Genomic DNA, 13,505 nt, shown 5'->3' on the forward strand with positions numbered 1-13,505 from the left:
GCACAGGTTCGTGAAGTTAGCCGTTGACCAGCGCATTCTCGATGCGTGATCATGCACGGATTCGTCCGGTGGGTGGCTGACCAGGGTCGTCGCCTTTTGTGATCATGCAGGCGCCCCCGGTTGCGTGCTTGTAAAACACTTGTGGCCTTGCCCTCCTGGAATGGAGTGCAAGGCCACAAGCGTCGTCAGGCAGGTCGTCGTCGTCCGGCTCGTGCATGATCACGTGTCATGAACGCGCCGGTCGCAAGCGCTGATCACGAACCTGTGCATGATCACGGATGAGGAATCCGCTGGTCACGGGCCATGATCTCGAACCTGTGCATGATCACGCGCGAGGAATGCGCTGGTCAACGGCTACTTTCACGAACCTGTGCATGATCACGCCGGGGGTTGGGGGGTTACCAGTCGCCGCCGCCGAAGTCTCCTCCGCCGAAGTCGCCGCCACCCCAGTCGCCTCCGCCGCCGAAGTCACCGCCGCCGCCGAAGTCGCCTCCGCCGGCGTCCACGCCGTCCTGGTAACCGGCGTCGTATCCGCCGCCGTAGCCGTAACCGCCGCCCCAGCCGCCGAACGCGCCGCCCAGCATGGTTCCGACGAGCATGCCGGTGAGCAGGTCACCGCCGAAGCCGCCGTAGTAGCCGGAGGCGTAGGGCTGGTAGGCGGGACCGGCGTCCCAGTACGGCCGGCGCTGACCGTTGACCACGACCTCGCGCATCTGCGGGTCGAAGCCGCGCTCGACCGCCTCGGCGTCCGCGGCGCAGGCCGGAACCTCGCGCATCGCGCCCCCGGGAGGGGACCAGCGCACGTTCTTGACCGAGGGGCCGTGCTGCGGGTTGAAGAAGCACGGCGGGAGCCGCTCGGGCAGCGGCTGGTCGTTCACGCGGGCCTTGACGCACGCCAGGGCGTAGCGGCCGTCCTCCAGGGTGGAGGTCACCGTGCGCAGGTCCTCCGTGCGCTTGACCGCGTCCAGCTCGCTCTTGGACCGTTCGTAGGAGTCGAGCGCCCGCTGCCAGTCGGCCGAGGTCTCGGCCTGCGGAAGCATCTTGACGTCCACGTCGAGGGCGGTGATCTCCTCACCGAACTTGGTGACGTCCTCCTCCACGGTCTGCTTGACCGCGGCGAGCTCGGCTGCCTCGCGCTCCTCGCGCTTGCGCTTCATGCGGCGGGAGACGACCCACAAACCGGCACCTCCGACGACGGCGATTCCGAGAATGCCCACCAGGATGCCGCTGCCGCCGCCCCCACCGGCGGCGCTGCCGCTCTCGCCGGCGCCCCTGACGTCGCCTTCCACGGCCTTGTTCACCCGGTTGACGAAGTCCTCAATGCCGGGGACCAGTTCGCTGTTGTTGCCCGTGGAGAGCCTGGCCAGCTGGCCCGCCGAGACGTTGCGCGGCAGGGCGCTCGAGCCGGCGAAGAGGCTGGTGCCGTCGAGAACGATCACCGTGGCGGCCGAACGGCCCGCCGCGTCGAGCTGGGAGCCCAGGGAGGAGATGTACTGACCGGCCTGGGCCGTGGTCACCGTGCCGTCAGGCATCGCGACCGCGTAGATCTTGGACTTGGATTCCTCCAGAGCCTTTCGGATGTCGCCCTGCTGACCCGACGACAGGGGTGCTCCGCTCTGGACGAAGAGCGGGTCTCCACCTCGCCATCCCGCGAGCACGGTGGCGGGGTCGGGCGGGGCCGCAGCGAGGGCGGCCGGGGAGAACGCGAACAACGCCAAGAGACCGACGGCCAGGGCCGCTATCGTGGCCCCCACACGGCTCAGCGGATGATTGATCGTCACGGCTTCAAGCCTCCTTCGCCCTACTGGACGAACGGCAGGGCGCGATAGTTCCTCTCGGCAAAACGGTATCGGCTCCGGTGGCGGAGGCGCCTCGAAGTCCTGATGACGACGTTCGCGTGCACCACATCGCCCCCGGTTTCGGCGTCTCCGCCCGCGACCTCCGAATCAGGCCATCCGGCGATCCGTGGAGGACGCGAGGAATTCGGCGACCCCATATAAGGGCTTTTTAATGAAATAACGCATAAAAACGGCAAAACGGACTAATTGACCGGTCGTTCAGGGTCCACAGCATGCCCGTACGGCCCGGGGCTCGGGCGAACGAGGGCTCACGCGTCCTTGATCTCGCAGATGACGGCGCCGGCGGAGACGGTCTGCCCGACGGAGGCGGCCAGGCCGGTGACCGTGCCGGGCTTGTGAGCCTGCAGCGGCTGCTCCATCTTCATCGCCTCGAGCACGACGATCGTGTCGCCGGCCGCCACGGTGTCCCCGTCGGACACGACGACCTTGACGATCGTGCCCTGCATCGGGCTCACTAGCGCGTCCCCGCCCGCCGCGGCCTGCTTTCCGGCGCTCCGGGCGCTTCGCCGCGGCGAAGCCTTCGTGTCGGTACGGCCGGCCGTGCCGAGACCGGAGGGGAGCACGACCTCCAGGCGCTTGCCGCCGACCTCGACCGTGATGCGCTCGCGTCCCGCGGGCTCGCCGCTCTCGACGGGCCCGTCGAAGGGCGGGATGTCGTTGACGAACTCCGTCTCGATCCACCGGGTGTGGATCGAGAAGGGCTCCGAGGTGAAGGCGGGGTCCTCGACGACGGCCCGGTGGAACGGCAGGACGGTGGGCATGCCCTCGATCTCGAACTCGGCCAGCGCGCGCCGCGACCGCTCGAGAGCCTCGCGGCGGGAGGCGCCGGTGACGACGAGCTTGGCCACGAGGGAGTCGAACGACTGCGGAACCGTCATCCCGGTCTCGTAGCCGGAGTCGAGCCGCACGCCCGGCCCGGACGGGGTGCGCATCGCCGTCAGCGTGCCGGGAGCGGGCAGGAATCCGCGACCCGCGTCCTCGGCGTTGATCCGGAACTCGATGGAGTGACCGCGCAGGACGGGGTCGCCGTAACCGAGGGATTCGCCGTCGGCGATGCGGAACATCTCCCTGACCAGGTCGATCCCCGACACTTCCTCGGTGACCGGGTGTTCCACCTGCAGTCGTGTGTTGACCTCGAGGAAGGAGATCGTGCCGTCCTGGCCGACGAGGAACTCACAGGTGCCGGCTCCGACGTACCCGGCCTCGCGGAGGATCGCCTTCGACGACGAGTAGAGGAGCGCGCGCTGCTCGTCAGAGAGGAACGGCGCCGGCGCCTCCTCGACGAGCTTCTGGTGACGGCGCTGCAGCGAGCAGTCACGGGTGCTCACCACGACCACGTTGCCGTGCGCGTCGGCGAGACACTGGGTCTCGACGTGCCGCGGACGGTCGAGGTAGCGCTCGACGAAGCACTCTCCGCGGCCGAAGGCGGTCACGGCCTCGCGGACGGCGGACTCGTAGAGGTCGGGGATCTCCTCCATCGTCCGCGCGACCTTCAGTCCGCGGCCTCCGCCGCCGAACGCCGCCTTGATGGCGACGGGCAGGCCGTGCTGCTCGGCGAAGGCGATGACCTCGTCGACCCCGGAGACGGGGTCGGGGGTGCCGGCGACGAGCGGCGCGCCCACGCGCTGGGCGATGTGACGGGCCTGCACCTTGTCGCCGAGCGCGGTGATCGCGGCGGGCGGCGGGCCGATCCAGATCAGGCCCGCGTCGAGGACGGCCTGGGCGAAGTCGGCGTTCTCGGCCAGGAAGCCGTAGCCGGGATGGACGGCGTCGGCGCCCGTCTGCTTCGCCACGGCGAGGAGCTTGCCGACGTTGAGGTAGGTCTCCGCGGGGGTCTGCCCCCCGAGCGCGTGCGCCTCGTCGGCCACCCGCGCGTGCAGGGCCTCCAGATCCTGGTCGGCGTACACCGCGACGCTGGCGAGCCTCGCGTCCTTGCAGGCACGGGCGATCCGTACGGCGATCTCGCCGCGGTTGGCGATGAGGACCTTCTGCACCGGTGTCTTACCTTCCTCCCAGGCCTGGCGAGCCTCCATGGAGTGTAAGCGGCCACCCGCGTCCCGAGATCCCCGGCCCCGATATAGCGCGTCTGCTCAGATTTCCGGAAATGCCTCGTCTGTCGATCTGACTCGTTATTGTGGTCTCGATTAATCATGAGACAAATGGGACGAAGGGGGTAATTCCAGTGGGCGACAAGGTCGGCGGAATCCTGCCGGACATGGACAAGATGGCCCAGACTTTCCGTGCGCAGAGTGACGCTGTGATCTCGGTCCAGAAGGCGCTCGACGCCGAGGCCAAGAAGATCCCGGTGTCCTGGGCGGGCCCCAACGCGCAGAAGTTCCTCGACGCGTGGGAGAGCTACAAGAAGACCTTCGAGAACGTCCAGCAGACTCTGATCGAGGCGCAGGACGGCATCAAGAAGAACCGCGAGGCCATCGCCGCCGCGACCGGTTCCTGAACCACGCGAGCGGTTCCTGAGCCACGGGTGGAGGGGGCCCGGCCATCGGCCGCGGCCCCCTTTCTTATGCCCGAAAGGTTGTGTGCCCCCGCTCTTAGGCCCGAAAGGTCGCGTGACCCCGCTCTTATGCCCGAGAGGTCGCGTGACCCCGCCTGGGACGCGCGGACGCCTTCCGGGCGGGCGTGACCCGCCCGGAAGGTTCCCGGGCGGTCAACTCACGTCGCCGAGGGCGCGGCCACCTGGATCTGCTCCCAGGCTCCGCCGATCACCAGAAGCCCGCGACCGGCCGGTCCCGCCCCGCTCGCGAGGCTGCGCGGCAGCCGTACGCCGAGAAGGTCGCCCTGGCCGGTGGAGCTGGGCCGGAGGAGCAGCCCGGTGCGGGACTTCTTCATCGCGACGACGGGCCCGCGGTACATCGAGTCGAGGTCGTCGGCGCTGCCCGCCCCTATGACCAGGGAACCCGTGTCGCGCAACTCGCCCACGTGCTCTGTGATCCACTCGGCCAGCTCGCTGTCGCTTCCGAGCAACTCCAGGTCGTCGATCATCAGCACGTGCCGGCCCGTGCCGATCACCTGCCTCACCTCGTCGACGGACGCCTCGGCCGTGAAGGAGCCCCGCACACCGGGACGGTCGGCGAAGTCGCGCAGCGGGCTGCGCCGGGGCGTGATGAGCACGGCCTCGTACGACTGGTCGAGCAGCCAGGAGAGCATCGTGCACAGCGCCGTGCTCCGCCCGGTCTTGGGCGGCCCGGCGACCACGATGCCGGGGCCGTGCTCCTCGGCGCGGAAGTAGCGCAGGCCGAGGGTGTCGCCGCCCACGCCGAACACGACGGCGTCCTGCGGCAGGGGGCCTTCCGCGAGAGTGAGGGCCTCCGGCAGGCCGATGACGGCCGGCAGAGCGTCGACCCGGAACGGCCGCGCGGCGCGGGGGACGTCGCCGGCGCGTGCCCGTGCCGTACGGGCGATCTCGTGCAGCGCGGCGACCTGCGCGGTGCCCGCGGGGTCCTCGGCGAGCAACGCGACCTGGACCTCCCTGATGCCGGTCGCGGCGCGGAAGCCGCGCCCCGGCGGAAGGTGCTCGGGCACGTCCTTCGCCTTGATCCCGACGTAGGAGTAGTCGATGGGATCGGTCAGCTTGAGCACGAGCCGGTCGTCGAACTGCGTGGAGATCCGGCCGACCAGCGTCGAGCGGTCACCCGACATGATGACCTTGACGCCCGCTCCCGCGCCCTCCTGCAGGATCTGCAGCCACTTGTCGATCAGGGTGCCGTTGTCGTAGGACTCGAAGGCCGCCATGAAGCCCTCCCACCGGTCGAACAGCACCAGCACGTACGGCAGGGGCACGTCGGAGGCGGCGCGCTGCTCGGACACGTCGGCGAAGCCCTGCGCCGCGAGGAGTTGCTGCCTCTGGGAGATCTCGGCCAGCAGCCGGTCGGTCAGGCGGCTGAGCCGCTCGGGGGAGTCACGGCCGACCACCGCACCGGTGTGGGGCAGGCCGACGAGGGGGAGCAGGGCGTTGTTCCCGCAGTCGACGGCGTAGAGATGCACGTCACGAGGGTCGGTGTGGGTGCCGACCGCACCGGCGAGCGCCCGCAGGACCGTCGAGCGGCCGCTGCGGCTCGCGCCGCTGATGAGCAGATGTCCCGAGGCCGCGAGGTCGTAGCACTCCGGTGCGCGGTCCTGCTGGGCGGGGATGTCGGCCAGGCCGAACGGCAGCCGGCTCCAGTCCTCCAGCGGCAGCGAGCCGAGCGTGAGCGTCTCGGGCAGCGGCGGAAGCCAGGGGCTGCGCTGCTTGGGCACTCCCACCGCCCGGGCGGTCTGTCCGATCGTGTCCACCAGGACGGCGAGGTCGGTCACCATCGACTCGTCCCCGTCGTCGTCCTTCCTCGCGGGGAGGGGGAGGCCGAGGCGGGTCCAGCCGAGCGGGACCACGTCGATCGGCTCCGCCTTCGCGGGCCCGCTCCCAGGGCGCCGCCCGCCGATCCGCGCGGACTGCACCGCGTGCAGGGACGACGCTCCCGACCGTACGTAGCAGCGACCGGGTGTCGACTTGGAGATCGCCGCCGCGTTGGGCGAGTTGATGACGTCGCTCGACTCGGCGCCGCTGGTGACGCGCAGCGCGATGCGCAGGTTCGTGTTGGCCGCGATGTCCGGGGTGACGACGCCCGCGGGCCGCTGTGTGGCGAGGATCAGATGAACGCCCAGCGAGCGGCCTCGTCTGGCGATGTCGACCAGGCCCACCACGAAGTCGGGCAGTTCCTGAACCATCGCCGCGAACTCGTCGATGACCAGCAGGAGTCTCGGCATCGGCTCCAGTTCGGCCGCCTGGCCGTACTGGGGGGAGGACAGGGCGCGGTCGCGCAGGTCGTTGTAGTCCTCGATGTCCTTGGCGTCGGCGCCGAGCAGGAGATGCTCACGCCGTTTGAGCTCGGCCGCCAGCGATTCCAGCGCCCGGATGGTCAGGTGGCCGTCGAGGTCGCTGACCATGCCGACCGTGTGGGGCAGCTTGGCGCAGTCCTTGAACGCGCTGCCGCCCTTGTAGTCGATCAGGACGAACGTCATCTCGTCGGGCCGGTTGGCCACCGCCAGCGACGCGATGATCGACTGGAGCAACTCGGACTTTCCCGCGCCGGTGGTGCCGGCCACCAGGCCGTGCGGGCCGTCCAGGCGGAGGTCGACGAGGAAGGGGCCGTCCGCGCCCAGCCCGATGGGCACCCGTGTCGTGCGCCCGCGCCGCCAGAAGGACTCGATCTGCTCGGGGCGGGGGTCGGGCATGCCGAGCAGGTCGAGAAGCCGGGCCGAGCCCGGGATGGCCGAGTCGGCGTCCTCCCGGCTGACGTCGCGCACGGCGGCCATCGCGCGGGCCGTACGGTCACACCAGCCGAGGGTGACCTGGTCGCCGAGGATCTCCTGCGGGATGTCGAGCCCGGCGCCGCGGAGCTGTACGAGCCAGGGGCGCTCGATGTCGCAGGCCGCGACGACGGCGCACTCCTCGGGCAGCAGCCGCTGGTCGTCGTCCACGCAGATCGCGTGCACCCCGGCGGTCGGGCCGAGCTGGAGCACCTGGGGCATGCCCGGGAGGCCGCGGAGCACCCGGGCGCCGTCGAGCACCACCAGGATGTTGTACGGCTGGGTGCTCGCGTACCCCTGCGGCGCGTCGCCGAAGCCGGACGCCGAGGCGGCCGCCCTGCGCTCATTGATCTTGTTGACGAGTTCGGTGACCCGGCGGGCCGCCGACTCCTGGTCGGTTCCGACCAGCGCGACGCAGTCCTCCCCGTCGTGCGGGGCGCAGTGCGGCAACCACCGGACCCAGCTCCAACTGCTCTCCGCCTCGGGATCGGCGGACAACACGACGATGGCGAGGTCCCGGGGGCTGTGCAGCGCCGCCGCCTGGGCGACGAGCCAGCGCGCCAGGGCCCTGGAGGCGGGCCGCGCTCCCGTGACGCCCATCACACCGAGCCGGGAGAGCGGCACGGTGACCGGCACGGCGTGCGACACGGGGACCTCGGGCAGGCCCTTGTCGTCACCGAAACCGCGCTCGGCGGCGAGCTCGATGTTGGCGGGCTGGTCGGCCAGGCCGACGCGCAGGTTCAACGTGTCGACGTCGTGGATCCGCCGCTCCCACAACCTCCTGCGCGGACCGGTCGCCGTGAGCAGGATCTCGGCGGGATCGGGGCACTCCGCCCTGCGCTCCGCCTGGTCCACACCGGTGAGGCGCTCGAGTTCGACGGCGAAGGCGGCCTTCTTCTCGCGGAACTCCTTGAGCGCCTGCCGGTGCCGCTTCCTGCCGTAGCGGCGGTCGCTCCACCACTGGCCCAGCATGCCCAGCGGGGTCAGCAGGGCCATGAGCAGGAACAGCGGGTTGAACATGATCGCCATGACGATGCCGCCGACGGCGAAGATCATGGTGGAGAGCAGTTGCAGCCGGTGGTGGTCGGGCCGCGCCGGCTCCGCAGGGACTTCGATCCTCCGCGTCCGCGCCGGGCCGACCAGCCGGGGCGGCCGGTTGTAGGCCAGACCCCCGTCGGGGAGCGGCGTCAGATGGGCGTCGGGGTTCTCGGGGACCTTGAGGGTGAACGTCGAGGCTCCCGCGCGGAGCACCCCGCCGTCGGGCCAGGGGCGGGCCTCGGTCAGCGGCCGCGCGTCCAGAGTCAGTACGGCTCCCGCCACGGGCTCGACCACCGTCTCACCCGCGGACACGTGCACATGGGCCACGGTGTGCGGGATCAGCGGATCGTCCACGTCGATCGCGCCCGCGCCGCCCAGGGCGGCCGTGCCGAACCCGAGCCGGTGGACCTTTCCGGCGGCGGGCCCTCCGGAGACCCGGATCTCGACGATGCCCCTCGGCTCGTCCCGGCGGGTCGCCGCGGCCGCGCCGGAGTCGAGCGTGACCATGTCGCCGTCACGCAGGGCCTGGCCCGCGCGGGCCTGCGGGTCGAGCCGCAGCCCGTTGGCCCACAGGTCCACTCGTGCGGGGATGCGCTCGTCGCCGCCCCAGCGCGGATGCCGCACGACCTCGGCGAGGCGCTGCCCGCGCACGTCCAGCGTCTGCGCGAGGGCCTCGGCGAGCCCGCTCACCGTGGCCTGGTCGTCGGCGCTGGCGAGGACGTCCCTGGGGCCGTTGGGGGTGAGCGCCGTAAGAGAGATACGCAACGTCGTTTCCTGAAGTATTCGATGGTCGGGAGTTGCTCGGCGGGTCGTCGTCAGGACCGGCCGGTGGGCGGGCCTCGGCTCGCGGACTAGTGGAGTGCCTGCTTGGCGTCCTCGCGCAGCTTCCCCGCCGAACGGCGCAGGTTCGCCGCGGTGGTGCGGCAGTTCTCAGCCAGGGCGTCGGTCTCGGCCCTGCGGTCCTTGACGGTGCCGGTGAACCGCTCGGCGGCGGGGCCGGTCCAGACCTCGGTGCCCTTGGCCGTCGTGGAGACACGCGCGAAGAACGACTCGAGTTGCGTCGCCCAGCCGTCGAAGCGGCCCGCGAGCCGCTCCTTGGCCTCCGCACGGTTCAACAGCGACGCCCGGCTGGGGCCCTGGTCCTCAGGGGGGATGGGCGACACGGTCAGCCTCCTCGTTGCTTCAGCGCGTCGACGATCGGTTCGAAGTAGAAGCCTTCGATCGCATTGGCCAGCAGCACCTCGTCCGTCTTGCTCAGCGGCGGCTTGCCGGCGTCCACCAGGCGCTGGTTGTAGCGATCGATCTGTTCCTTCGCGAGGGACTCGGCGAGCGCGCTCGCCTCCCCGTCCTCGTTGCCGTGTTTGAACCAGCCACCGATGACCGGAAGGCCGCTGAACCATCCGCCCTCGTCCTTGTCGAGGTCTTTGGTGATCAAATCCTCGAGCTTGCTCATCCCGGGGCCGCCGATCTCGCCGACCGGCTCGAGCACCCGGCCGACGACCGCGTCCACCGGCATGAGCGCGACCTGGACCAGGAGCTTGCGCCTGTCCTCGGCGTTCGTGTCGAGCAGGTGCACGCCGCTGACCATCAACCCGCCCAGGCCCGAGGCCGTCGCCATCGCGAGAGTGAACTTCTCGCGGTCCGCGGGGTCGTTGAGGTTCCCGCCGCCGACGTCGAGCGTGTTGAGGTACTTGCGGAACTCCGCCATGACGGTGGCCCGGCCCTCATCGCGCTGGAAGGTTCCCGCGATCAGGGTGGCCAGCTCGTCCTCGCTCAGCTTGCCGTCCCAGCCCGCACCCGGGTTGAGGGAGGCCAGGTCCTTGTCGTGCCGCCAGGCCTGGAGGCCGGAGATCTCCGGTAGGTACTTCACCAGGTGCTCGGTGAAGATGTGGTTGACCTGCTCGTCCTTGAGGATCACGGGTGGCTTGCCGGAGTGGGCGAAGATGTCGGCCACCTCCTGGAAGACGGTCTTGCCCGCGACAGGGTCGTTCAGCTCCCGTTGCAGGGCGGTCACGAAGACCTTCTTCAGGTCGGGCCGGCCGTTCAGGTCGTTCCAGACCACCGGGTTCGCGTAGACCTTCGTGAGGTTGTAGAACGCGGCGCGGCGCTGGGCGTCGGTGCCGGTGGCGGGATCGAGCACCCCTTCCAGGGTCTTGACCAGCAGCGCCTGAACCTCCGGGGTCGAGTCGTATCTCACCTCCGGCCGCAGGAGCAGTTCGGCGTTCTTCGGGTCCTTCGCGAGGAGTTCCTGGAGCACCGCGGGGTTCTCGGAGAACGCCTGGAGGAACCAGCGCAGGCGCCAGTTGCGCGTGCCGCCGACCCCGTTGACCGTGGCCGCCCACAGCAGGTACTGCCCCGCGTCCAGGAGGAACTGCTTCGACTGGGGGGCGGCGGCGAGCATCGCCGTGATGAGGTCAGGACCGCCGCTCTCCACGATGAACTTGTGCATGCCCGGCGCGAGACCGGCCGCGTCGGCCGTGGTGAACGCCTGGATGAACGGGCCCATCTCCTTCTTGAAGTCCTCGAGCTCCTCCGGCGTCAGGCCGACGCCCCGGGGGTCCTTGTTGCGCTCCATCCACTGCACGAGGACGCCTCGCGCGCCCTCCGGCGTGAGGCCGTTCAGGAACCCGGCGGAGTACTCGGGGTCTCCCGTGGCGTTCGCCGCGCCGAGCGCCTCCATGATCGCGTCCCAGTTGGCCCCCGAGGGGTCCTTGTCGTAGGCGTCCCAGGCACTCTTGAGCTTCGCGCCCGCGTCCGCTCCCGCCTTGCGCGCCTGCTCGGGGTTGTCGAAGGCGAAGGTGGCGGTGCGGTAGCCGTCCTGGGTGCGGGTGTTGCCGGGCACCGAACCGATCGTCTGGACGCGCCAGGTGAGGTCGCGCCGCGAATCGGTCAGGAAGGTGCCGGAACGGTCGAGCACGTCGGCGTGCCTGGCAGTGGACGGATAGTCGGACCCGGCCTCGCTGATCCCGCTCGACAGCGCCGACTTGAGCGGGGAGATCTGCTGGAGGACGTCGCCCATGGCGGTGCACAGCTCACGGGCTCCGTCGGGGCGCAGGCCGACGAACTCAGTCACGTGCTCAACCTCCCAGCTCGATGCGCCGGAGTTCCGCCTCCTCGGGGGAGCTCTTCTCCGGCGTCCTCGCGATCATCGCGACCAGCCCGTCATCGAGGCGGCCGACAGCGCTGTTGTATGTGTTGCGCTGGTCAGAAAGGTGGCCGCCCCTGTGTTCGGCCGGGGGACTCGTCCACACCCCGCCCCCGGCCATGTTCTTAGTGGGATTATCCTGCTTCGTCCGGAGTTCATCCTGTACTTTGTGGACTCGGGTTAGAAGTTACGTCAAATGGCTATACAGGGGATTCGTTACTTCCGCCACAGCCGCAGCATAGCCACCTCCACTGGGGTAGAGGAGGCGAGTTGCGAAGTTTGTCCGGTTTGTCAATTTAAGTACTTCCGAGGGCTGGATTGTGGGGGCAAGGGGTCCTATGTGCCATGCGGAAATACCGACTGCCGGGGCTAGAGATACATACGCGCTCTTGTCTCGCTATTGTCTGTTTTTGTCGCCAGCGTTCTCGGCTGTGGAGTCTTGCTGATGAGGGTCACGGAACAACCGCCCACGCGGAGTCCTGAGGCACAACGTCTGGCCGACCAGACGCCGCTGAAGTCAGGCAGGTCCGGACGCGGGCTCCCCATGGCGCCCCGGGATCGCAAGCCCGGGCTCGCCGCCCTGGCCGTCCTGCTGATCGTGGGCGGGGCGCTGCTGACCGTGACGCTGGTCCTGCGCAGCGGTGACCGGGTGTCGGCGATCGAGATCAGCCAGCGGGTCGGCGCGGGGCAGCCGATCCCGATCAGTGCCCTCAAAGAGGTGCAGATCGCCCAGGACGGCCCGGCCTTCGTCTACTGGTCGGCCGCGGAGGAGATGACCCGGTACTTCGCCTCGGTCGACCTCATGCCGGGCACCCTGCTGAACCAGAACATGATCAGCGAGGACTCCGCGGAACTGGTCCCCGGCAAGGCGGTCGTGGGCCTGTCGCTCAAGTCGAGCCAGATGCCCCCCAACCTCCAGGCGGGCCAGCGGGTCCAGGTCGTCTATGTGCCCGGCGATAACGGCGACGGCGCGTCCAGGCTCCTCGCGCGCAGCGCGCTGGTGAACTCGGTGAGCGGCGGGGACGGCTCGACGGGGACGGGCAACGTCACGGTCTCCATCGTGGTGAGCGACAGCCTCTCCCCGCAGATCGTGGGTTACGCCTCGACCGGGCGGATCGCCGTCGCCTACCTGCCCGGGGCCAAGGCCTCGGCGCAGTCCGATCCGGTGACGGCTCCCACTCCCCGGACGACGCCGTCCAACAAGACCAACGGCACGGGATCCACGCAGACGGGGCAGGGCACGCAGCAGGGCACTCAGACGAACCAGAACAGCCAGAACGGCCAGAACGGCCAGCAGTCTCAGACTCCGCGGAACACGGCGCCGGCGAACGGACAGGGCTGACCATGGCGCTCATCGCGTTGGCCGCGGACAAGGGCGCCCCGGGCGTGACGACCGCTGCCACGGCCCTCGGCGCCGTGTGGCCCCGTTCCGTCCTCGTGGCGGAGTGCGACGCGGCGGGAGGCGACCTCGTCTACCGGTTGCCCGCACAGGACGGCTCGGCGCTCGACCCGTCCCGCGGCCTGCTCAGCCTGGGCGCGACCGCTCGTCGTGGCCTTCAGCCGCAGCAGATCCAGGAGCACACGCAACAACTGGTCGGCGGCCTCGAGGTGCTGGTCGGGGTTCAGGCGAGCGAGCAGGCCGGCGGTCTGTCCTGGTTGTGGGAACCCCTCGGCCAGGCTCTGAGCGCCATGCCCGCAGACGTCCTCGCCGACTGCGGCCGCATCGGATCGAATCCCGAGACGTTGGGCCTGGTCGCGCAGGCGGACTTCGTGGTCCTGTTCGCACGACCGACTCTGGAGCAAGTCGCCCACCTGCGCGAGCGCGTCGTCGCGCTCCAGCGCACACTCCGCCAGCGCAGCCACAGGCCACCGCAGATCGGTGTCGTGGTCATCGCCGAGCAGCGGGAGTACGGCAAGTCGATCGCCGAGGTGCGCCGGGTGATGCAGGCGGCGGGGCTGCCGGACGTGGTGCTGGGCGGGCTGGCCTTCGACGTCAAGGGCGCCGACCTGTTACGCGGCGAGTGGGGCGGGCGACTGGACCGCACGCTCCTCATCCGCTCGGCCCGAGAGGTGGCCGGGACCCTCATCTCGCGCCTGTCGGCCACGACTCTCGCATCTGAGGCGACCGCATACACGGGGGAGTGAGCGATGAACGTTGA

9 protein-coding genes are annotated in these 13,505 nt (G+C 70.0%); 3 read left to right on the top strand and 6 right to left on the bottom strand.

Annotation, left to right across the window (positions count from 1 at the left end):
- Positions 1-398: 398 nt before the first annotated feature.
- Positions 399-1,781, bottom strand: coding sequence for a hypothetical protein (locus Pmi06nite_RS14955; RefSeq protein WP_239113909.1), 1,383 nt, complete (start codon positions 1,779-1,781; stop codon positions 399-401).
- Positions 1,782-2,107: 326 nt separating this feature from the next.
- Entirely contained in the window at positions 2,108-3,853 is a 1,746-nt protein-coding gene (locus tag Pmi06nite_RS14960) for an acetyl/propionyl/methylcrotonyl-CoA carboxylase subunit alpha (RefSeq protein ID WP_239113911.1), read from the bottom strand.
- A 188-nt stretch (positions 3,854-4,041) separates the two neighbouring features.
- Here Pmi06nite_RS14960 and Pmi06nite_RS14965 point away from each other — a divergent pair, with 188 nt between their 5' ends.
- A complete protein-coding gene (locus Pmi06nite_RS14965; protein WP_203953563.1) occupies positions 4,042-4,314 on the top strand; it encodes a WXG100 family type VII secretion target in 273 nt (90 codons plus the stop codon).
- Between the two features lie 215 nt (positions 4,315-4,529).
- Here the strand turns inward: Pmi06nite_RS14965 and Pmi06nite_RS14970 are convergent, their stop codons facing one another.
- The 4 genes from Pmi06nite_RS14970 to Pmi06nite_RS14985 form a co-directional block, all read right to left on the bottom strand.
- A complete protein-coding gene (locus Pmi06nite_RS14970; protein ID WP_203953564.1) occupies positions 4,530-8,966 on the bottom strand; it encodes an FtsK/SpoIIIE domain-containing protein in 4,437 nt (1,478 codons plus the stop codon).
- 86 nt (positions 8,967-9,052) lie between these two features.
- Complete coding sequence (locus Pmi06nite_RS14975; protein WP_203953565.1) at positions 9,053-9,364, bottom strand: hypothetical protein; 312 nt, start codon at positions 9,362-9,364, stop codon at positions 9,053-9,055.
- 2 nt (positions 9,365-9,366) lie between these two features.
- Positions 9,367-11,274: a hypothetical protein gene (locus Pmi06nite_RS14980; RefSeq protein WP_203953566.1), complete on the bottom strand. Its 1,908-nt coding sequence runs from the start codon at positions 11,272-11,274 to the stop codon at positions 9,367-9,369.
- A 4-nt stretch (positions 11,275-11,278) separates the two neighbouring features.
- Positions 11,279-11,467 carry a hypothetical protein gene (locus Pmi06nite_RS14985; RefSeq protein WP_203953567.1) on the bottom strand — a complete coding sequence of 63 codons (189 nt, stop codon included), beginning with the start codon at positions 11,465-11,467 and terminating at the stop codon, positions 11,279-11,281.
- A gap of 324 nt (positions 11,468-11,791) precedes the next feature.
- Between Pmi06nite_RS14985 and Pmi06nite_RS14990 the strand changes: the two genes are divergently transcribed.
- On the top strand, positions 11,792-12,688 hold the full coding sequence (locus tag Pmi06nite_RS14990) for a hypothetical protein (protein WP_203953568.1): 897 nt from the start codon (positions 11,792-11,794) through the stop codon (positions 12,686-12,688).
- A 2-nt stretch (positions 12,689-12,690) separates the two neighbouring features.
- A complete protein-coding gene (locus Pmi06nite_RS14995) occupies positions 12,691-13,491 on the top strand; it encodes a hypothetical protein (RefSeq protein WP_203953569.1) in 801 nt (266 codons plus the stop codon).
- Positions 13,492-13,505: the final 14 nt, after the last annotated feature.

The sequence above is a fragment of the Planotetraspora mira genome (assembly GCF_016863275.1).
Lineage (GTDB): Bacteria > Actinomycetota > Actinomycetes > Streptosporangiales > Streptosporangiaceae > Planotetraspora > Planotetraspora mira.